At 70.6% G+C, this 21409-nt stretch carries 16 protein-coding genes; 8 read left to right on the forward strand and 8 right to left on the reverse strand.

Going from position 1 to position 21409, the window contains the following annotated elements; all coding sequences use genetic code 11:
• Positions 1 to 147: 147 nt before the first annotated feature.
• A complete protein-coding gene (locus NQZ70_RS33625; protein ID WP_129577888.1) occupies positions 148 to 1653 on the forward strand; it encodes an FAD-dependent monooxygenase in 1506 nt (501 codons plus the stop codon).
• Positions 1654 to 2063: 410 nt separating this feature from the next.
• Positions 2064 to 2975 (forward strand): hypothetical protein, encoded by a 912-nt coding sequence (locus NQZ70_RS33630; protein WP_207217561.1) that lies wholly within the window; start codon positions 2064 to 2066, stop codon positions 2973 to 2975.
• Positions 2976 to 3179: 204 nt separating this feature from the next.
• Here NQZ70_RS33630 and NQZ70_RS33635 read toward each other — a convergent pair whose 3' ends face one another.
• The 4 genes from NQZ70_RS33635 to NQZ70_RS33650 all read right to left on the reverse strand — a co-directional run bounded on the left by NQZ70_RS33635 (position 3180) and on the right by NQZ70_RS33650 (position 9648).
• Entirely contained in the window at positions 3180 to 3977 is a 798-nt protein-coding gene (locus tag NQZ70_RS33635) for an alpha/beta fold hydrolase (RefSeq protein WP_129577889.1), read from the reverse strand.
• Between the two features lie 126 nt (positions 3978 to 4103).
• Entirely contained in the window at positions 4104 to 7295 is a 3192-nt protein-coding gene (locus NQZ70_RS33640; RefSeq protein ID WP_129577890.1) for an efflux RND transporter permease subunit, read from the reverse strand.
• Complete coding sequence (locus NQZ70_RS33645) at positions 7292 to 8605, reverse strand: efflux RND transporter periplasmic adaptor subunit (RefSeq protein WP_129577891.1); 1314 nt, start codon at positions 8603 to 8605, stop codon at positions 7292 to 7294. Before NQZ70_RS33645 ends, NQZ70_RS33640 begins: the two co-directional genes overlap by 4 nt.
• A gap of 206 nt (positions 8606 to 8811) precedes the next feature.
• Entirely contained in the window at positions 8812 to 9648 is an 837-nt protein-coding gene (locus NQZ70_RS33650; RefSeq protein WP_129577892.1) for a hypothetical protein, read from the reverse strand.
• 594 nt (positions 9649 to 10242) lie between these two features.
• Between NQZ70_RS33650 and NQZ70_RS33655 the strand changes: the two genes are divergently transcribed.
• The 3 genes from NQZ70_RS33655 (at position 10243) to NQZ70_RS33665 (ending at position 13237) form a co-directional block, all read left to right on the forward strand.
• Entirely contained in the window at positions 10243 to 10647 is a 405-nt protein-coding gene (locus NQZ70_RS33655; protein ID WP_129577893.1) for a hypothetical protein, read from the forward strand.
• The gene (locus tag NQZ70_RS33660) at positions 10644 to 11681 is read left to right on the forward strand and encodes a DUF1835 domain-containing protein (RefSeq protein ID WP_237244274.1); all 1038 of its coding nucleotides are present in this window, start codon (positions 10644 to 10646) and stop codon (positions 11679 to 11681) included. Before NQZ70_RS33655 ends, NQZ70_RS33660 begins: the two co-directional genes overlap by 4 nt.
• A 1373-nt stretch (positions 11682 to 13054) precedes the next feature.
• The gene (locus NQZ70_RS33665) at positions 13055 to 13237 is read left to right on the forward strand and encodes a hypothetical protein (protein ID WP_165374307.1); all 183 of its coding nucleotides are present in this window, start codon (positions 13055 to 13057) and stop codon (positions 13235 to 13237) included.
• A 609-nt stretch (positions 13238 to 13846) separates the two neighbouring features.
• Here the strand turns inward: NQZ70_RS33665 and NQZ70_RS33670 are convergent.
• Positions 13847 to 14887, reverse strand: coding sequence for a hypothetical protein (locus tag NQZ70_RS33670; protein WP_237244275.1), 1041 nt, complete (start codon positions 14885 to 14887; stop codon positions 13847 to 13849).
• Between the two features lie 888 nt (positions 14888 to 15775).
• Between NQZ70_RS33670 and NQZ70_RS33675 the strand changes: the two genes are divergently transcribed.
• Complete coding sequence (locus tag NQZ70_RS33675; RefSeq protein ID WP_129577895.1) at positions 15776 to 16459, forward strand: HAD family hydrolase; 684 nt, start codon at positions 15776 to 15778, stop codon at positions 16457 to 16459.
• A 115-nt stretch (positions 16460 to 16574) separates the two neighbouring features.
• On the forward strand, positions 16575 to 17330 hold the full coding sequence (locus NQZ70_RS33680; RefSeq protein WP_165374308.1) for a class I SAM-dependent methyltransferase: 756 nt from the start codon (positions 16575 to 16577) through the stop codon (positions 17328 to 17330).
• A 269-nt stretch (positions 17331 to 17599) separates the two neighbouring features.
• Here the strand turns inward: NQZ70_RS33680 and holA are convergent, their stop codons facing one another.
• The gene (holA, locus tag NQZ70_RS33685) at positions 17600 to 18670 is read right to left on the reverse strand and encodes a DNA polymerase III subunit delta (protein WP_237244276.1); all 1071 of its coding nucleotides are present in this window, start codon (positions 18668 to 18670) and stop codon (positions 17600 to 17602) included.
• A 77-nt stretch (positions 18671 to 18747) separates the two neighbouring features.
• A complete protein-coding gene (locus NQZ70_RS33690; protein WP_129577896.1) occupies positions 18748 to 19269 on the reverse strand; it encodes a hypothetical protein in 522 nt (173 codons plus the stop codon).
• Positions 19270 to 19422: 153 nt separating this feature from the next.
• On the opposite strand from NQZ70_RS33690, the gene NQZ70_RS33695 reads away from it, so the two are divergent.
• Positions 19423 to 20874 (forward strand): SLC13 family permease, encoded by a 1452-nt coding sequence (locus NQZ70_RS33695; protein WP_129577897.1) that lies wholly within the window; start codon positions 19423 to 19425, stop codon positions 20872 to 20874.
• Positions 20875 to 20926: 52 nt separating this feature from the next.
• Here the strand turns inward: NQZ70_RS33695 and NQZ70_RS33700 are convergent, their stop codons facing one another.
• The gene (locus tag NQZ70_RS33700; RefSeq protein WP_129577898.1) at positions 20927 to 21127 is read right to left on the reverse strand and encodes a hypothetical protein; all 201 of its coding nucleotides are present in this window, start codon (positions 21125 to 21127) and stop codon (positions 20927 to 20929) included.
• Positions 21128 to 21409: the final 282 nt, after the last annotated feature.

Genomic DNA, 21409 nt, shown 5'->3' on the forward strand with positions numbered 1-21409 from the left:
GGGCACACACAAAACGCTCCGGGGAGAGCAGCCCCCGCCTCTCTCCACTACCAACGTATGCCAGAGACGGGGGCTTGCGGCAAGCCCCGGGTCGTGCCGTACGGTCGCCGGCCGCAAGCCAGAGATGGCATGCACAGGAGGATCGAAATGCACGACGAATCCGGACGCGGTGTCGCCATGACAAAGCACGCAGTTGTGATCGCCGGAGGAGGTCCGACCGGGCTGATGTTGGCGGGCGAGCTGGCGTTGGCGAGGGTCGACGTCGCCATCGTCGAGCGGCGTGAGAGCCAAGACCTCGAGGGCTTGCGCGCAGGCGGGCTGTACATACGCACGATCGAGGTGCTCGATCAGCGAGGAATCGCCGATCGCTTCATTTCGCAAGGGCAGGTGTTTCGGAGCGCGCCCTTCGCGCGGGGCGCCCTCGACATCAGCGACATCCCGGCTCGCCACAACTACTATCTCGGGCTCTGGCAGTACCGCACCGAGCGCATCCTGGCCGACTGGGTCTCTGAGCTGGGGGTGCCGATCTATCGCCGAAGTGAGGTCACGGGTTTCGCGCAGGACGACGCCGGCGTCGATGTCGAGCTGTCCGACGGCCGATCGTTGCGCGCGAAGTATCTCGTCGGGTGCGACGGCGGTCGCAGCCTGATCCGCAAGAAAGCAGGCATCGACTTCCCAGGGTGGGATCCGTCGACCAGCTACTTGATCGCCGAGGTCGAGATGGCCGAAGAGCCCGAGTGGGGCATCCGCCGTGGTGAAAAGGGCATCAATGCGATAGGCAAGCTCGAGGACGGCAAGAGCGTGCGCATGGTGTTGAGTGAACCGCCCCTCGCCCAGGGCGACAAGCCGACCCTACGCGACGTCCGCGAGGCGCTCATCGCTGTCTACGGGACGGATTATGGTCTTCGCAGCGCCACCTATATCTCCCGGTTTACCGATATGGCTCGGCAGGCGGCGTCCTACCGAAACAACCGCGTGCTCTTGGCGGGCGACGCGGCGCACGTGCACTCCCCGATGGGCGGACAGGGGCTCAACATCGGTGTGCAGGACGCGGTGAATCTGGGATGGAAGCTCGCACAGGTGGTCCACGGGACGTCGCCGGAGAGCCTCCTGGACACGTACCATGCCGAGCGGCACCCAGTCGGCGCCCGCGTGCTGCGTAACACCATGGCGCTCACCGCGCTCGATCGCAGCGACGATCGCATCGAGGCCTTGCGCGGGATGATGTCCGAGCTGATGCAGAGGGACGCGCCTCGCCAGCAATACGTCGCGATGATGTCTGGTGTGGACATCAACTACGATCTCGGCGAGGGACACCCGTTGCTCGGGCGCCGCATGCCCGATCTCGACGTGGTCACCACGGACGGCCCGCAGCGCGTGTTCGCCCTGCTGCACGATGCCCGACCGGTGTTCCTTAACCTCGGCGAGCCCGGCGCCTTCGACATCACGCCGTCGGCGGCTCGGGTCCGGCGAGTCGACGCGCGATACGCCGGCGCGTGGGAGCTCCCGGTGCTCGGCGCGGTCGCTGCTCCCACCGCGGTCCTGATTCGCCCTGACGGCTACGTCGCGTGGGTCGGAGAAGGCACGGACCAGGGCCTTGGTGACGCCCTGACCACCTGGTTCGGACCGCCCACGGCGCCGACCGGCAGTTGACATAACGTACATAAAGTACGATTTACTGTTCCGCCTACAAAAGCCAACAGATCCAACGAGCTCACTCGGCTGTGCAATATTGTCTACACCACGCTGGCAGAGGCCGCAGACCGTCGCGTCAGCGCGACCGAACTCAGCGGCGAGGACACTCGAACGACCCGTGTAGGATTGCAGCATGGCTGATCGATCACCGGGCGCGCGGGGGATCGCGGAGGGCTCGAGCGATTGTGCTGGTACGGCGCGCGCCCGCCGTTCAGCTTGGAGCGCCTCTCGATCCTGGCCGATGGCCGCGTGGGACACCTCCCCCGCAAGCCGAGGCGCAACGGCGCGACGCATCTGGTGATGACGCCGGTCCCACGATTGGCCTCCCCTCTCTTGCAGACGCGTCGCAAATGTAGGACACTGGTTCTATGAACTGGATTTTTCCGTTCGCTAGAGCGCGGCTCGTCTGCGCGAACCGCACCGCCATCGATGACCCCGGTCCGAGTCCCGATACCGCAGGGATGCGGAGCATCTGCGCAACGCCGGCGATGGCCCTGCTTGCGCTGCTGCTTACGGTCGCCGGATGCAGCAGCACCGAGACGGGTGGCATGGATGGAACCGCGGGAGCAGCGCCGGGCGATGCCGGTACGCAGGACGCCGCGTCGGGCTCGGGTGGCGGCGGTGGCTCGGGTGGCGGCGGTGGCTTGGGTGGCGGCGGTGGCTCGGGTGGCGGCGGTGGCTCGGGTGGCGGCGGTGGTGCCGTCGAGGCAGGCGGCGGCGGCGCCGCTCCAGATCTGGCAAGCTATGCGAGCGGGTTGGACAAGCTGTTCGTCGATGCCCCGTGCGACCCGTCGACGCCCTTGCCGCTGGCCCCCATGGCGACGTGCAATCATCCGCCCAACACCCAGCACATCGAGAAGTTGGTGACCTTCGGCGGCGATCCGAACACGACGTACACGGTCAAGCTGCGGGTTCGCGGGATCTGGGAGCCGACGGACATCGTGGGGGGGGAGATGCCCGTGAAGCCGTTCATGATCGGTGGTAGCATTGGCCCCAACGATTCCATCAATTACCAGCAATATTCGATTGAGGTGAGCGAGCCGCGCCAGACGTACTGGCTGAACAATTATCAGTACCGCGCTCACGACATTCACAAGGAGGACTACGAGGCGACGATCCAGGTCAACGGCGGCGCCATGGTCAAGGTGGTGATGAACGACGGCAACGAACGCCAGATCGCCAATTGGACCAAGGACTATTTCGAGGGGCTGCCACCGTACGACACGGCGCCGACCACCGGCCAGATGCTGCACCTGGACGTGGTGTCGGTGAGCAAGTAGGGCGAGTCGGCAAACCTGCTGCGCGCTCCGAATCGTCGCTCGTCCTCCCGCTAGACGCCTCTCCGGGCGGCAACGGTGACGGCGTAGTCGTCGGCGCTCTTCGATACCGCTTCGTTCGGATGCACGCATACGAGCCCGCGCCAGTCGGCGGGCGGCTGATCGTCGCTACAGCGTGTCCCTCGTCAGGCCGAGGCGCACGAGCAGCTAAGCGAGCTCACGCAAGAACGACAGGACCACCTCTCCCAGGCGCTCGGGTTGTTGAAATGGAAGGCCGTGGCCGGCGTCCTGTACCTGTTCGATTCGTACACGTGGGTTGAGGCTCCGCAGCTCCGTCGCCATCTCGAGCGTGACGACGGGGCTGCTGTCACCGATGACGAGCAGGCTCGGGACGGCGATCGCGCTCACCACGTCGCGATATTCGGGGTTGGGCGGCGTGAGGACGTCGAACGCCCCCATGCGGGTCTTCAGCCTCGCCTCGGCTTGAAGCTCGACGATCTCCGGCGAGCGACCCGGGTGTCGGGCCAGGGCCTGCGCGACGAGGTCAGCCTTCTGTAAGCCGAGGGCCTGGCGGTGTTGATCGGCGACATCGCTGTCGCGCACCTCGCGCTGGCGCTCGGGGCTCAAGAACGTCGGGTCGACCAGGATGAGGCCGCGGATGACCCCCGCCCCTCGACTCGCCACCACCGCGGCGGTCATGCCGCCCATCGAGTGGCCAAGCAGGACCGGACGAGAGAGCTCCAGGCCGCGGATGAGGCCCACGACGTCGCTCGCGTGATCCTCGTACCGGTATCCGTGGTGCGGCGCGCTCGAACCGCCGTGCCCTCGGGCGTCGGGCATGACGACGTCGAACTCCCCCTCGAGCGCCCGCGCCACGGGAGTCCAGCAGGCGCCGCTCCCCATCAATCCATGGAGCAGAACGACGGGAGGCTTGGCGCCTCCAGTTCGGAGGTAATGGATGTCGATGCCGTTCGTCTCGCAGACTCCGCTGATCCAGATCGTCATGAAACTGTCCCTGCCTGCCGCAGCTTCGCGCGTGTGATGAAGTGGTTCAGGTCTAAGTACGCGGGGAATAGCGGCGTCGATGCTAACCCTGCTCCCCGGGCAGCGCCCCGCATCCGACGGCCGGCCCTAGCGCTCCGGCGCGGCCGGGTGCGCCGGCCCGGCGGGCGCGTGGCGCCCCGCGCGCCGCGCCCGGAGCCGCGCGACGCGGCCCTGCACGTCGTCGGCGACCACGTAGAACGCCGGCACGACGAGGAGGCTGAGCGCCGTCGAGACGAGGAGGCCGCCGATGACCGCCGCGGCCATCGGGGCCCGGATCTCGGCGCCGGGCCCGAGCGCCAGCGCCGACGGGACCGCGGCCATCAGCGTCGCGATCGAGGTCATCAGGATCGGCCGGAGCCGCACCGGGCCGGCGCGGAGCATCGCCGCGCGGGCGTCCATGGCCTCCCCTGCCCCCTCGCCGTGCCCGCGCCGCACCTCGATCGCGTGATCCACGAGGATGATCGAGTTCTTCTTCACGATCCCCATGAGCAGGAGGATGCCGATCATGCTGAAGATGTTGAGCGTGTGCCCGGAGAGCAGCAGCGCGAAGGCGGCGCCCGCGATCGACAGCGGCAGGATCGTCAGCACCGTGACCGGGTGCAGGAACGAGTTGAACTGGGACGCCAGCACCATGTAGGCGACCAGGATCCCGAGCACGAGCGCGAAGATGAGGCCGCCCATCGACTCGCGGAACGTCACGCTAGCGCCGCCCAGCACCACGCGGTAGCCGGCGGGCAGGTCCCGGCCGAGCTCCTCGACCCGGGCGACCGCCTCGCCCTGGGAGTGCCCGGGCGCGATGTTGCCGAAGATCGAGATGGCGCGCTCGCGGTCGCGGCGCGTGATCGCCTGCAGCGCGGGGAGCTCCTCGTAGCTCACGACCGACGTGAGCGGCACCAGCGCGCCCGACGCGCTCCTCACCTGGATGCGCGCGAGGTCCTCGGGCCGGCTCCGCTGCTCGGCGAGCAGGCGCGCACGGACGTCGATGCGGCGCCCGTTGTCGTTGTACTTGGCGATGCGCCCGCCGCCGACCAGCGTGTTCAGCGTCGTTGCGATCGACTCGACGCTCACGCCGAGATCCGCCGCGCGCGCCCGGTCGGGCACGATGCGGAGCTCGGGCATGCCGAGCTGATAGTCGGTGTCGAGATCGACGACGAGGCCGCTCTGCGCGAGCTCGCTCCGGATGCGCTCGCTGTGCCGCGTGAGCTCGCCCCAGTCGGGGCCGCGGATCGAGAACTCGACCGGGAAGCCGCGCTGCGCCGTGAAGCCCGACTGCGAGAGGTCCTGGACCACGGCGCGCAGGCCGGGGTAGCCGTTCAGCTCCTTGCGGAGCGCGCCCTGGAGGTCGGCCTGCGAGAGCGACCGCTCCTCGGGCGGCTTCATCGTGATGAACAGGACGCCCGTGTTCACGGCGCCGCCGCCGAAGCCGCCGACCACGGCGAAGACGCGCGACACCGCCGGGTGCTCGCCCACGAACGTCTCCGCGCGCTGGAAGAGCCGGTCGGTCTCCTCGATGTCCGAGCCGACCGCCGTCTGCAGGCGCACGAGGAGCCGCCCCTGGTCCTGCGACGGGACGAACTCCGTCGGGAGCCGCTGCATCGTGACGATCGCGCCGGCGAAGAGGAGCGCGCCGAGCAGGACCACCGCGACCGGGAACCGCAGCGCCCGGGCGAGCAGCCAGCCGTAGCCGCGGGAGAGCGCCTCGAAGCCGCGGTCGACGAGCTGCCCGAGGCGGCCCCGGCCCTCGCGCGAGACGTCGAGGATCTGCGCGCAGCGGGCGGGCGCGAGGGTGATCGCCTCCAGGTACGAGAGGAGCACGGCGATGCAGAGGGTCACGCCGAACTGGAGGAAGAAGCGGCCGACCACCCCCTCCATGAAGATGATCGGGATGAAGATCGCGACGACCGCGAGCGTCGCGGCGAGCGCCGCGAAGGTGATCTCGGCGGTGCCCTCGCGGGCGGCGCGGACGCGGTCCTTCCCCCCCTCGGCGTGCCGGTGGATGTTCTCGAGCACCATGATCGCGTCGTCGACGACGATGCCGACGGCGAGCGAGAGCCCGAGCAGCGTGAAGGTGTTCAGCGTGAAGCCGAGGAAGTAGATCGCGGCGACCGTGCCGAGCAGCGACATCGGGATCGCCAGGACGACGTTGATCGTGCTGGAGAGCGAGCCGAGGAACATCCAGCAGACGAGGGCCGTGAGCGCGATGGCCATGCCGAGCTCGAGCTCGATCTCGTGGACCGACTCCTCGATGAACTTCGTCGAGTCGAAGTTCACCCCCACCTCCATCCCCTCGGGCAGGGTCTTCTGGACCTCGGCGAGCGCGGCGCGGACGCCCTGCGCGACCTCGACCGCGTTCGAGCCCCGCTGCTTCCGCACGCCGAGGCCCTGCGCGGGCTCGCCGTTCACGCGGGCGAGCCGGCGGACGTCCTCGAAGCCGTCCTCGATGAGCGCGACGTCCTCCAGGTACACCGTGGCGCGCGCCGACGACGGCGGGCCCGCCGGCTGGGCGGCCGCGCCGGGCGGGGCGGCGCCGCCGGGGTCGCCCTCGCGGATGACGATCTTCTTGAAGGTGGCGAGGTCGAGCGCCTCGCCCATCACGCGCACGTTGATCTCCCGCCCCTGGGTCTCGATGCGGCCGGCGGGGAGCTCGATGTGCTGGCGGCGCAGGGCCTCGGTGACCTCGGCGACGGTGAGGCCCTTGGCGGCGAGGCGATCGGCGTCGATCCAGATGCGGACGTTGCGCTCGAGGTAGCCGCCGAGGGTCAGCTCGCCGACGCCGGGCACCGTCTGGAGCTTCTCCTTCAGCCGGTAGCGCGCGATGTCGGCGACGAGCTGCGGGGAGAAGGGGCCGGAGAGCCCGACCCACATGATCGGCTGGTCCTCCGGGTTCGTCTTGGAGACGACGGGCGGGTCGAGGTCGAGCGGCAGCCGCCGCTGCGCCTGGGAGATCTTCGTCTGCACGTCCTGGAGCGCGACGTCGACGTCGCGCGACAGGTCGAGCTCGATGGTGACCGAGGCGCTGCCCTGGCGGGACGTCGACGTGATCGACCGGATCCCCTCGACCTGGACGGCCGCCTCCTCGAGCGGCTCGACCACGTCGTGCTCCATGATCTCGGGGGCGGCGCCCTCCAGGGTGGCGGAGATGGTGATGGTGGGGAAGTCGACGTCGGGGAACTGGCTGATGCCGATCCGCGACACGGCCACGAGGCCGAAGACGATGGTCGCCGCCATCAGCATCCAGGCGAAGACCGGCTTCCTGAGGCACGCTTCGGTGAGGCTCACGGCGCGCTCCGCGTCGAGCTGGCGGGTGAGGTCGCCGGCGCCGAGCCGGCCGGCGCCGTCGATGAGCCGGCGGGCAAGGTGGGCGGCGGCGCGCCGGCCGGTGCTCCGGGCGCAGCGCCGGCCGGTGCTCCGGACGCAGCGCCGGCGCCGGCGCCCTCCCCGGCGTGGCCCGCGGCCTGGCCGCCGGGCAGGCTGCCGGGCGTCGCGACGCGGACCTGGGACCCGTCGCGCAGCGCCTCGGCGCCGCGCACCACGAGGCGCTCGCCCACGGAGAGCCCCGATTTCACCTCGACGCGCCCGTCCGCCGTGCGCAGCCCCAGCGAGAGCACGCGCTCGCGCGCGGTGGTGCCGTCGACCACGTAGGCGAGGAACCCGCGCTCGCTCGGCCGCACGGCGGTCTGCGGGATCACCGGCGCGTCGCCGCTCGCGCCCACGGGCACGGTCACCTCGGCGAAGGTGCCGGGGCGGAGCAGGTCCTTGCCTTCGCCCTGCACCTCGCCGGTCGCGGCGACCATGCGCGTCGCGGGATCGGCCGCGTCGGCGACGTGCGTGAGCTTCGCGGTGTAGGTCCGCGCGTCGCCCTTCACCGTGAAGCGCGCCTCCATGCCGGGGCGGACGCGCAGGGCGTCGGCGGCGGGGAGCTGGAAGCGGAGCAGGAGCGGGTCGCGGCGGAGGAGCGTCGCGAGCACCGTGCCGACGGCGACGTGCTGGCCGGTCTGCACGGTGCGCGTCTGGATCTTCCCCGGGATGGGCGCGCGCACGTAGGCGTCGCGCAGGTTGAGGAGCGCCTGGTCGACGGCGATCTTCGCCTCGGCGACCTGCGCGGCGGTCGTCGCCGCCCTGGAGCGCCACGACGCGACCTCTTCCTTGCTGAAGACGCCCTCGGCGCCCTCGGCCTCGCGCCGCTCGAGGCCGGCGGCGGCCTCGGCCTGCGTGGCGGTCATGCGGTCGAGCGTCGCGCGCGCGGCGCGGACGGCGAGGTTGTACCGGGCCGGATCGATCTCGACGAGCACCTGCCCTGCCTTGACCTCGTCGCCTTCCATGAACCGCACCGCCTCGACGACGCCGGCGACGCGCGCGGTGAGCTGCACCTGCTCGAACGCCTCGACGGCGCCGACGGCGGGCACGGCGTACTCGACGCGCTCCGCCGCGACGGGCGCGACCTCGACCGGAAAGCTCATGGCCTGCTTGCCTGGCCTGCGCCCCTGCTCTGGCGAGGCCTCCTCGCCCTTCTTGCAGGCCGGAGAGCCGATGAGGACAAGGCCCGCCACGAGGGCGAGCGCGGCGACGCGGAAAGGTTGGAGCGCCATCGAGTTGGAGGAGTAGCGCAACTCGCGGCGGTGCGCGCGAGCTTCGGCGCGGACGGCGGGCCGCGTCACGAAGGCCGCGCGCGCTGCGGAGGGGCGCGATGCTGCGAAGGGGCGCGACGCTGCGGAGGTGCGGCGCTGCGGGGGCGCGGCGCTGCGGGGGCGCGGCACTCTGGCGGGGGCGCGGCACTCTGGAGGAGCGCGGCGCTTCAGCCGAGGAGAGGGCTCTCTCCGGGCCGCTTCGCGGGCGCGCTCTCGGGCTTCGCCGCGTCGCGGGCGGCCTTGGCGCGGCGCGCGGCGGCGCGGCGGCGGCGCTCGTAGCTGCTCGTGACCTCGCGCAGCACCTCCGGATTGCGCTGGAACACCCGCGCTGCGGCCTTCCGCACCAGCGCCGTCTTCTCCTGGAGCAGCCTGAGCAGCCCGTTGCGGATCCGCGTCGCCTCCTTGACCTCGGAATCGGCCGGCGGCCGCGCGGCCGGCGCCGCGGCGAGCGCGCGCGCGAGCTCCTTCGCCTCGGTGATGAGGGCGACGTCGAACTCCTCGTCCACCTCCACGAGCCGGTCCTTCAGCGAGTCTGCGAGGCCGGCATAGTCGCTCAGCGCCTGGTGCAGCGCGCTGGAGCGCTGGCCGATGTCGGCGTGGAACTCCTGAATGGCCGTGAGCTGCGCGTCGGCGGGCTCCTCGACGCCGTCGTCGAGGAGGAACTCGAGGGCGGACTCGAGCTCGTCGAGGACGAGGCGCGCGCGTTCGCCGTGGTCGACGACGACGGGATCGACGAGCAGGAGCAGCTTCGTTTGCGCCTCCTGGACCGCGTACACCAGAGAGACGATCTCCTCACCGGTGCTCTCGGGCAAGCGCGCCTTGACGCGCCTGAGGCCTGACAGCGTGGCCGTGGGCTCCCAGTGCTTGTTGAAGAATCCGGCGACCTGACCTGCCTCCTTGAGGGCGACGTCGTAAGGCACCTTGAGGGGGTTCTCCGTCTGAGCGGCGGCCTTGGCCTGGTCGCGCCAGCGGTCGTAATGGGTGTTGTTCTGCTTCTTGGGCATAAGTATGAGGCTTACCCGGGCGGAGAGGGTCTGGGAAGGTGTCCGAGGAGTCGCGAACGTGCTGTCGAGCCCGCCGGAGCAGTTCAGCGGCGCCGAAATTGTTCAGGCCACACGCGCAGACAGACACGGCCCTCGCAGTGCATTTGGAGATGCGCCGGGAATCGATCCGGAGCTGGATGTGAAAGGCGCATGAGAGAGATACGGCAGACGTTACGCCAGAGGCCCCAGAGCGCGATGAGCGAACATCGAGGGCTCGACTCCTCGCGCATGCGCTCGATCCTCTCATGGGCCCCGTCCCCTGACGTCGAGCACACCGAGCTCACAGGGAAACGAGCGCAGGCCCACGCTCGTGAGCGCAGGATCCGGGCATGGCCGGGCCCGCCCACGCAGGTCGGTCCGCGCCGGCCAGCCAGTGGCAGCGGCAGCGGCAGCGACGACGTCGAGCTCGCCGAAGCGCTCCTCGAGCCAGCGGCGCACCGGCCGCAACCAGATCCGCAAGGGCCATGTAACATGGACGTAATTTCGATCCAGGCGACCTGTTGACGCCGCCTTCCCGGTGAGAGAATGGTGCGTGCGTCCGGATTGGAGGAAGACATGGGGCACGGCTTGGTGGAGAAGTCGAGCGCGCTCGTGCTGTGCGGCGGGCTCGTGATGTTGCTCGCGTCGGCATGCGACCTGTCGTATACCTGCGACACAGTGGAACCGGGAGGCGCGGGTGCTGGATACCCGACAGGATCCGCGGGAGCGGGAGATTACCCGCACAACGACGAAGGCGAAGAAGCCGGAGCCGAGGAGATAGGTAGCGCAGAGCTCGCGATGGCGGGTTCGTGCTCGCCAAGCAAGACATGTACCGATATGTTCGTCAACTGCCAGGACAAGGGCTGGCCTTGCACGCGCATCATCGAGGGACGTAAGACTCTCTGCGCCATATGCCGGCGCGATTGCCAGCTCGAGAAGAGCTATTCATATCGCGAGTGTTACGATTGCGGGTTTGAATGAACATGAACAGCCATCCAACGCTTCGCACAGGAACGCACGTCGCCTTCGACACACCGACGATGGAACGTCTATCGTACATCGGCGCAACCAACCTGGTGCGCGCGTCCGATTGCCTAATTATAGGACCGAGCCGCCGGGACGCCGTGGAGCATGCTCGGGCGCGCGAGGAGTGGTGGAACATAGGCGAAGAGTGGGATAGGCTTTACTCGTCGGATGTCCGCTGGGAGCCCCCGGTCGTCGTATGGGTATCGGCGAGCCTTCACGAGCGGGTGAACCTCTGGAGGACCTGCAGCTGGTTGCGCCACCTCGGGATCCCGCACAGCGACGTCTTTCTTGTCGACTTCGAGCCAGTTCCGCTGTCGAGCGCAGCGAGTCGCGAGGTGTTAACGCGTCCGTTTAGCTGTTCGGAGTCAGTGTCTGACCATTCAGATGAGTTTCTCCTCGAGCGCATCGGCAATGCGTGCCCCTGGCCGCGCGAGCGGCACGATCGTGTCATTGGCCTCTGGGACAGCTACGTGGACGAGACCCCGCTGCCATTCGTTGAAAGCTGCATCCGTGGCGTTGAAGGATTTCCAGAGCTCGCCTCCTTATGGGCACTGCTCTCTTGCTTCTTTCCAAGGAAACCCGCGCATGGCTCTCTGCGCCTCAGCCGATTCGACGAGCTAGTTTTTGCCCTCCTCTCGACGGAATGGAAAACCCCGTTGGCCTTGGTCGCCCACGAATCGGAAACGCAAATGAACCTGTGGCATCTCCTTTCCTGTACGGGAGATCTGTTCCTCCCGCGGCGGCTGGAGGACTGGGCAGGGCACGATTCGAGCGCGGCCGTGGAGCGCGCTCCTGGTCCGAAGCCGCCTCACGCTGGCTATCCGATGCTCTCGGAGGTCTACCGCCTCACCGAACGTGGGGTGCAGATCCGAGGCAAGGGGCTCCATCAGCTCACGGATGCGCCGCGTCTGCCCATGGCCGGAACCGAGGCGTACGCGGCATCATCCCCCTGGGTGCTCCTCGAAGATGGACGGCTCACTCGGCTGTGACGGCTCACGCCGCCATCACGCCGTCGAACGCCTGGCGCGGAGCGCAGCCTTAATTGCAGGGAGGACAGTCCCCGCCGCAGTCTGCGTCTTCCTCTTCCCCATTCCGCCGGCCGTCGCTGCACGTTCTTGGCTGACACGTGCCAGCGAAACAAACGCCGCTTTTGCAGGTCTCGTCACCCTTGCACTTGTAGCCATCTGCGCACGGGTAACAGCCGTAGCCGCAATCCACGTCGGTCTCGTTGCCGTTCTGCACTCGGTCAAGACACCTGTCCACCGAGCATACCCCATCAGGCCCGCACACGCGCGTGATACAGTCGTACTTGTCGTTGCACGGCAGGGTCACCCTGCAGGGATCGCAGCGGCCACCGCAGTCGATGGAAGTTTCACCGATATCGCCATCGAGGTCGCCGTTCTTGCATTTCAGAGGGATGCAGTTGCCATCAGAAGAGCAGTAGAGCGTCGCGTCCACGCAGTCCGCATCATACAAGCATGCGACCTCCTTTCCATAGCCGTTGCAGAATCCGGAACCAGAAGGCGAAGGGGATGGTGCCACATGCTTGTTGACGGGTCCCGTCGGTTCGCAGACATCGTCTGTGCACGGATTGCCGTCGTCCCATACATCATCCAGGTCGCGCTCGAAGACGCGCCGCCCGTCACGACACAGGACGAGCTCACAGTCGCCTCGATACTGGCTTCTCGACACCTCGAACAACTCGATCTCGCAGGCACCTTCGAGGCAGTCCATCTGACTGCATCTCGGGTCCATGCCATATGGCAGCGCGCAATCCGCGGCGGTTCTGCACTCCGGCGGCGGAATGTAGGGGAGCGGCGGCTTGTCCGAGCAAGCGAGCCAGAGCGATGCAACCAAGAGCGCCACGAGTGTGGCGGCAAAACTTCGCCTTCTATTCATAGGCCCTCACATCAGACGCCCAGGGGTCGATATAGAGTGGGCACGCGGCGCAGAGTCCACCGCAGTCGACGCCTGCCTCCTCGCCGTTCATGACCCCGTCGCCACAGGTCGCAGCGCGGCACAAACCGTCTACACATACACCGCTCTTGCAGGATTCGTGCGAGTTACACCATTTGCCGAAATCGCAGGCAGGACATGATGGCGCACCGCAGTCGATATCTGTCTCAACGCCGTTTTGTACGCCGTCGTGGCACGTGGGCAGCGCGCATTTCTCTTCCGCTGTGCATACATGATCGTGGCAGTCCTCCGAGGTCAGACATGCTTGCCCTGCGGAGCATGGGTCGCACGCCCCCCCACAGTCGGTCGCCGTTTCCCCGAAGGGAGCGTCGAAATCCCCGTCGACGCACCACTGTGGGACACACCATCCGCGCCGCGAACAAGCTACGGAAGACGGATTCCCGCAATGCTCGTCGGTCAGGCACTCAACCAGATGTCCCTTGCCGTCGCAGCGCCCGGAGCTCTCCTCGGCCCTCCCCGCCTCTCTCGGACGGTGAACGCCGACGCCCTGCGCACACACATCGACCGTACACTCGTTGCCGTCATTGAATACGTCGCTGTCGTCGAGCTCGGCGACCACCCGCCCTGACTCGTCGCACCGGAGGCTCACGCAGTCGCCGATCCGCTGGTTCTGAAGCTGCTCCGGCAAGGCGAGCCTGCAGACGCCGGCGACGCAGACGGCTTGGCCGCACCGTGGGTCGACGGGCCCTGGACAGTCCCGAGGCGCCTCGCAACGCATGGCGTTGCACTCGTCAATGGGCCGGCACTGCCGCTCGCAGCGATCTCCCTCGTCCTCCTTCGCGCCAGGTTCGCAGCAGCTCTCCTCCCCAGGGCTCGGACACCGGCAGAGCCCGTCGATGCACTGCGTTCCTGTCCTGTCGGGGTCGCATTCCTCCGTTGAATCGCACGTCGGCTCCCGCTCCACGTCGACGTAGGCGTCACCGCTGCAGGCCGCCCAGAGGACCCCCGCGAGGAGCACCGCACAGGAGGCGCACAGCCGCCGCTTCCACATGCGCGGCACGGTACCAGGCCTGCTCGCCCTCGGGATCACGGAGATTCATGGCAGGCGTCGAATCACGCACGCACATCGCATTACGACGATCGCTATCGAATTCTCACCTGAAGTGAACGATCACGCAGAGCATCGGGCGAGAGCGGCCCCCGCTCCCCCGGAGCCCGCCGGCGCGAGGCCGCCCCCCTACCACCCGAACGAGAGCGCCGCGCCGGGGGCGCCCCCGACGGCCCCCACGCGGACCGTCGCCTCCGGCGCGAGCAGGAACCCCGCGGCCACGGCGCCGCCGGCCGCGAGGCCAGCCCCGATGAACGCGCCCACCGACAGCGCCGTGAACGTCCTCGCGCGCCCGTCGGCCTCCGCGTAGGCGTCGCACGCGGGCAGCCCCGGCCGGCAGCGGAACGCCTCCCAGCGGGCCCGGACGAAGGCGGCGTCCCGATCGCCAGCCGCGTCGTTGGCCTCCGCGACCGAGACGCCCCCGACGACGGCGAGCGCGACCGACGTGGCCGCGAGGCCGCCCACGGTCCACCACCGGAGCGCCGGATCGCGCGCGGCCCGCGGCGGCGCCGCGCCCGGCGGGGCGGCCGCCTTGCTCGTCGATGGACGCGCTGGCTCCTCCGCGTCCGCGCGCCGGAGCACCAGCCAGACGGTCCGCTCGCCGCCCGCGTCGACGGCGGCCGGCACCTCGACCTGCCGCCCGGCGAGCTGCGCGCCCACCCGGTGCTGGCCGGGGGCGACGTAGACCGGGTGCGGGAGCGGGGAGACGCCGACCTGCCGCCCGTCCACGAGCACGGCCGCGCCGGGCTCGCTGACGCGCACCTCGATCGCCCCGACGTGCCGCCGCGCCTCCGCGAAGTTCGCCCGCGCCAGCTCGTAGCTCTCCTTGAAGCCCGGCGGCACCCAGATCTTCGGCGCCTCGGGGGTGCCGACCATGTCGAAGTAGATGGCGAGGAACTCCGCCGCCATCTGGAAGTCGCGCAGCCGGAACGACAGCATCCCCACGCGGAACGCGTCGGAGGCGCTCTTCGTGAGCCGCCACAGCGTCAGGTGGATGTCGCGCGCGTCCGCGATGCGCCCCTGATCCACGAGCCGCTTCGCCTCGTCGAGCATCTCCTGCTCCGGTCCGGTCGACGGGCGGCGCCGCGGGAGCGGCTCCGCCGCCGCAGGCGCGGCGCACGAGAGCAGCAGGAGGACCGCGGTGATCGGGCTTCGTGGCGAGCGTCGCATGGTCTTGTCTCCCGGGCACCCTCCGCGCAACCGGCGCCCTGTGCAGTTCGCGAGGTGCTCGCAGGCGCCCTGTCCCTCGACCGGCGTCGGCGACCTGCACGAGAGCCCGAGCAACGCGATCTCCCGCCCTCGACGGGCCCCTCATAGCAGAGATCGGCGCACGGTTGCGCTCGAAGCGCTCGACAGGCACGCAGGCGCCGCGCGAACCATGCATTACGTCGAGCGCTCTTCAATTCTCTATCTTCGTGCATCAACGCGCAGAAACCGCGTCTGCTGGCAGAAGCATGACGTGTCCACGTCGGTCTCCGCCTGCGCGTTCCTGATACCCTGCGCGGAGAGGCGTCCTCCGGACAGCCGCCTGGACGCCCGCGCTGGCCGGACGCCCGCACGCTACCGGTCGCGCCGGCGCGCTGTCCGGGTGACCCGATCCCTGTCCGGGCGGCGCGCGACGTGTCCGGGTGACCCGATCCCTGTCCGGGCGGCGCGCGACGTGTCCGGGTGACCGCCGCCCCTGTCCGGGCGGCGCGCGGGATGTCCGGGTGACCGCCTCCCCTGTCCGGGCGACCGCGACGTGTCCGGGTGCGGTACCCATGTTGAGAGCTCCGGACCTTGCAAAGGCCGGCCCGGGAGGCGAGGCGTGCTCATCCGCGCCGTCGCGCCCTGTCGGAGGGCGTTCTGACGACCATCCGCCGCGCCTCCGCACTCGCCCTCGGCCCGCGCCTCCGCGCTCGCCCTCGGCCCGCGCCTCCGCGCTCGCCCTCGGCCCGCGCCTCCGCGCTCGCCCTCGGCCCGCGCCTCCGCGCTCGCCCTCGGCCCGCGCCTCCGCGCTCGCCCTCGGCCCGCGCCTCCGCGCTCGCCCTCGGCCCGCGCCGCATCTACCATGGGGGCATGCGCCCCACGGTCCTCCTCTGGGACATCGACGGCACCCTGCTCTCCACCGGCGGCGCAGGCCGGCGCGCCATGGAGCGCGCCTTCGACCGGTTTGCCGGCCGGCCCGACGCGTGCGAGGCGTTCTCGTTCGCCGGCATGACCGACAGGGCCATCATCCGGGCGGGGCTCGAGGCGCTCGGGCGCGAGGTCACCGAGGGCGCCATCGACGCGCTCCTCGCGCTCTACGTCGAGATCCTCGCCGAGGAGATGTCGCTCGCCGGCGAGACCCGGGTCCACCACGGCGTCCTCGACGCGCTCGACGCCGCCGCCCGGCGGGCGAGGTGCGCCGTCGGCCTCGGCACGGGGAACGTCCGCGCGGGGGCGCAGGCGAAGCTCACGCGCGTCGGCATCTACGAGCGGTTCGCGTTCGGCGGCTTCGGCTGCGATCACGAGCTCCGCGACGAGCTCCTGCGCATCGGCGCGGCGCGCGGGGCGGCGAAGCTCGAGGCGCCGCTCGAGGCGTGCCGCGTCGTGATCATCGGCGACACGCCGAAGGACATCGCGGCGGCCCGGGCGATCGGCGCGGAGTCGATCGCCGTGGCCACGGGCACGTACGCCCTCGCGGAGCTCGAAGCCTGCGCCCCGACCCACAGCTTCAGCGATCTCCGGGAGAAGGGCGCGCTCGAGGCGCTGCTCGGCTAGCCCCAGTCCCCCGATCGAAAGATCCGCCGATCCGTCAACAAACGACGCCCTTCAGCGGCGGCGCCGCTCGCCCTACGTGTCGAGGAGGGCCAACGAAGCGGAGGAGCGTGGACCGATGATCGACATGGTTGGAGAAATGACCGACCGGCTGCTGGCCGATGCGGGCCTCGGCGCCGGCATGCGCGTGCTCGACGTGGGCTGCGGCGCCGGGGATGTCTCGTTTCGAATCGCGCAGCTCGTCGGCGGGCAGGGGCAGGTCGTGGGCATCGACCGCGACGCGCGCCCGCTCGCGGCGGCGCGCGACCGGGCGCGCGAGCTCGGGCTGCCGAACGTGACCTTCGCCGAGGGCGACCTCGGCGCGCTGGCGCCCGAGCACGGCCTCTTCGATGCCGTCGTGGGCAGGCGCGTCCTGATGTACCAGCCCGACCCGGCGGCGGCCGTGAAGGGCCTCTCCCGCGCCCTGCGCCCCGGCGGCCTGGTCGTCTTTCAGGAGCACGACGCCACCATGGTGCCTGCGAGCCTGAAGCCGCTGCCGCTCCATGAACGCGCGCATCAATGGATGTGGCGAACGGTGGAGCGCGAGGGCGCCGACATCCACATCGGCTTCCACCTCGCCGCCGTGCTCGAGCAGGCGGGCCTCGACGTCGTGCGCGTGCGCGCGGAGGCGATCGTGCAAACGCCGCGGGCGCACCACCGCACCGCCGCGATCATCCGGGCGATGCTGCCGCGCATCGTGCAGCAGGGCGTCGCCACCGAGGCCGAGATCGACGTCGACACGCTCGAAGAGCGCCTCGCGGAGGAGCGAACGAAGGCGAACGCCACGTACGTGAGCGACATGGTCTTCGGCGCCTGGGCCCGAAAGCCCGCCTGATACCGCATCGCCCAGCCTCTTCCCTGGTTCATGAGAGGAGGAACCACAGAGGGCACAGGGGGAACGAGGAGAGAGAAGAAACTATTGCTCTCTCTTCTCTCTCCTCTGTGCCCTCCGTGCCTCGGTGGTTCAAATTCTTCTCATGGCGGAGCCACGTACGAACTCGGGCGACGCGAAACCAGGCATCGCGCCCCGGCCTCGTTCGGCGGATCCTCGTTCACGAGGGCGGGCCCCCGCGCATCCCCGATCTCGCCGCCGCGGCCTCCCGCTCAGCGCGCGCACATCTCGATCAGCATCGTCTCCAGCACCGCCTGCGCCGGGCGGCGGCTGCTCTTCAGCGCGAGGTCGGCCTCGGCGAGCAGGCGCATCCAGCCGCCGAGCGCGCCCCTCGGGAGCTTTTGGATCGTCTGCGCCACGTCGTTCACCTTGTAGGGGGCCACGCCCGCGCGCTGGGCCGCCTCGGCCTGGCTCGCGCCCCCGGCGAGCGCCGACTCGAACTTCACCATCTGGCGGACCGACCACGAGACCGCCCCGAGCAGGCGCAGCCCCCCGTCGCGCGGGTCGTACGCGTCCGAAAGCGCCGCGAGCGCGCGATCGAGCCGGCGCCGCCCGAGCGCGTCGATGAGCTCCCAGACCGTGCTCTGCCGGACCCGGATGACCACCTGCGCGATCGCGTCCTCGGTGATCGGCTGCTTCGGCCCGACGTACAGCGAGAGCCGCTCGATCGCGTCGACCACGTACCCGAGCTCGGGCCCGGCGAGCTCGGCGAGCTGGTCGGCCACGTCGCTGGAGATCGGGTTGCCCTTCTCGCGGGCGATCGACGTGATGAAGCCGGGCAGGGCGCGGCGGTTCAAGGGCTCGCACGAGACGAGGAAGTCGCCCTTCTTCGCCGACGTGACGAGGCGGCGCTGGCCGTGGAGCTTCGCCGCCACGAGCACGAGGACCGCGCTCGGCGACGGCGCCTTGGCGTACTCGGCGAGCGCGTCGAGCGGGCTCGCCTGCTTCGACGCGCTCCGTTTACCTCCCGCACCGCCGCGCTCGTCGTCCCCGTCGTCGCCGTCGGCGTCGTCCTTCTTCTCCCAGCGCTCGACGCCGCGGACGAGCACGAAGCGGCGCGGGCCCATCATCGGGAGCATCCGCGCGGCGCCGAGGATCGACTCGACGGGCGTGTCCCCCGCGGTGAACTTGTCCTCGTTGAACCCGGCGATGCCCCCCTTGGCCGCCGCTTCCCGGAGCGCGCTCACCACGCGATCGACAAGCCAGCGCTCCTCCCCCATCACGAGGTAGACCGGGCGAAGGGCGCCGGTGGCCGCTTCCTTCAAGGCTTGGTCGGGCGTCACCGCTCCGGCATCGGGCGTTCAGGCGGGTGCGTCAAGGGCGACGCGCGCGGCCCCTGCGCCGGCGGGCCCGGCCCCCGTCACGGCAGCGAGAACGGGACGTCCACGCGCACGCTCGCGCCGGGCGGCTCGACCGCGATCGGCGGGAGCGCGGCGACCAGGCAGGCCGTCACGTCGGGGCGCGACGTCTCGCGGTCCTCGATGATGCCGCGCGCGATCTGCCGGCCCTGGGCGTCGAACGTCAGGTTGAAGACGTACTTCACCTCGCGCGGCGCCGGCCGCGCCGCGATCGCCGGCTTGTAGCAGCGCTCGACCAGGGCCGGGCGGCGCGCGTCGAGCGCCCGCGCGGCCTGCCTCTCGACCTCCTCGCGCGGCACGGCCGGCGCGCGCTGCGGCGCCGGCGCGCCCTCTCCCGGCGCGCGCGCGCCCTCCGCCGCCCCGGCGCGCGGCGCAGGCTCGCCCCGGTGCGAGGCGTCGCCCGCGGCGGCGCGCGGATCCGGGGCGACGGCGGCCGGGCCGTGGCGCAGACCGAGGTAGACCGCGGCGGCGATCATGGCGCTGCCGAGGAGGATCGCGGTGGGGGTCGAGAGCTGCCTGCGCATGCCTTGGCGTTCCCGCGGAGCCCGGGAGAGCGCCCCGCCCGCCCGCCGGTCCGCAGCCGTCGCTGCCTGCTTAGCCGGAATGCAGGCCGGCGGCGAGCGCGGCTCCGCCGCTCCGTTTGACACGCGCACCCCCCGCCGCTCTGATGCCGCGCCGTGTGGTCCGTCCTGCTGGTATTCGCCGCGACGTACATCCTCATCGCCGCGCGGCGCCTGTCGATCTTGCCCATCGGGCGCCCGGCCGGCGCGCTCGCGGGCGCGTGCGCGATGGTCCTCCTGAGCGCGATCGAGCCCGGCGCCGGCCTGACGCCGCACGAGGCGTTCGCGGCGGTCGAGCCGAACACCATCGGCCTGCTGCTCGGCATGATGCTGCTCTCGGCGTCGCTCGACGTGGCGGGGGTGTTCGAGCGCGCCGCCGCGTGGGTCTCGCGGCGGAACCTCTCGCCGGTCCGCCTGCTCTACCTGGTCACGCTCGGCGCCGGGCTCGCCTCCGCGGTGCTGCTGAACGACTCGGTCTGCGTGATGCTGGCGCCGCTCGTCGACCGGACCGCCCGGCGCGCGGGGCTCGATCGGGTGCCGTACCTGCTCGCGCTCGCGATGGGCGCCAACGCCGGCAGCGCGCTCACGCTCGCCGGCAACCCGCAGAACATGCTCGTGGGTCAGCTGTCCGGCATCCAGTACCGCGCGTACCTGCTGGAGGCCGGCCCCGCCGCGCTGATCGGGCTCGCCGTCACGGCCGCGATGCTGCACCTCATGCTCCGGCGCCGCATCGCGGTGCAGGCCTCCGCGCCCGCATCCGCGACGCCCGCGCCCGCATCCGCGACGCCCGCGCCCGCATCCGCGACGCCCGCGCCCGCATCCGCGACGCTCGCATCCGCGACGCACGCGCCCGCATCCGCGACGCCCGCGCCCGAATCCGCGGCGCCCGCGCCCGCATCCGCGACGCTCGCATCCGCGACGCCCGCGCCCGCATCCGCGACGCCCGCGCACGCGCCCGAATCCGCGGCGCCCGCGCTGACGAGGGGCGCCCGGCCGAGCGCCCTCGTGCCGCTCGCGTGCCTCGCGGTCGTGTCGGTGCTGTTCGTGCTGGGCGCGAACCTGGCGTGGACGGCGATCGGCGGGGCGACCGCGGCGATCCTGCTGCACCGGCGGGACGCGAGCGGCCTGTTCGACCGGATCTCGTGGACCGTGCTCGTGTTCTTCGGCGCCCTCTTCATCGTGGTGGCGGGCCTCCAGAAGACCGGCATGCCCGAGCAGGCGCTGCGCGACGCGAGCCCCTACCTCCCCGCGGGGCCGACGCTCGGCCTGCTCGGGCTGAGCATCGCGATGCTCGTCGGGTGCCAGATCGTCTCCAATGTCCCGTTCATCCTGCTCGCGGAGTCGTACATCCGCAGCCAGCCCGATCCGCACCTCGCCTGGATCGCGACCGCCGTCGTGTCCACCCTCGCCGGCAACCTCACCCTGCTCGGCTCGGTGGCGAACATCATCGTCGTGGAGACCGTGGGCGCCGAGCGCGAGATCGGCTTTCGCTCCTACGCCAGGGTCGGTGTCCCGGTGACCCTGGCCTCCACCGCCGCGGCGCTCCTCTGGCTCCTCCTCGTGCGCTGAGCCGGACCGCGGTCGCGCGCCGTCGCGCGCCGTCGCGCCGATGAAGCGCGTGTCAATCGCAGCCCGCATGCTCCCGCGGCCGCTGGAGGCGATGCCGCACCGCAGCGCGGCCGAAGCGACGCCGCTCGCGCGGCCGGCGCCGCACGTCGAGCCAGGCGTGGATCAGCGTGATCCCCACGGCCGCACAGAACACCGGCCCGATGGCGAGCATCACGAGGGGACGCAGGGCATGTCGCATCGTTCGTGGTTTCATGTGTCCCAGCGTACGATGCTCGGAGGTCGACCAGTAGCGCATCGCGTTGAAAAACTTCACTTCTACGGGTAAGAAGATTCACATACGATGCAGCAGCAAGGCAGGATGACGGAAAAATCTTGTATTGCTGGACCCCGGTCGATACCACCTGCGGCGACCGACCCTGGCCCACTGCGCGGGGCGAGCGGCGCCGTGCGGGAGGGAGGCTCCCGGAGGCGCGCCTGCGCGGCCGATCTCCTTCGCGGCGCCGGGCGACCCGCGGTCACCCATCCCCTGGAGAGG

The organism is Sorangium sp. So ce836 (assembly GCF_028553905.1).
Classification (GTDB): domain Bacteria; phylum Myxococcota_A; class Polyangia; order Polyangiales; family Polyangiaceae; genus Sorangium; species Sorangium cellulosum_D.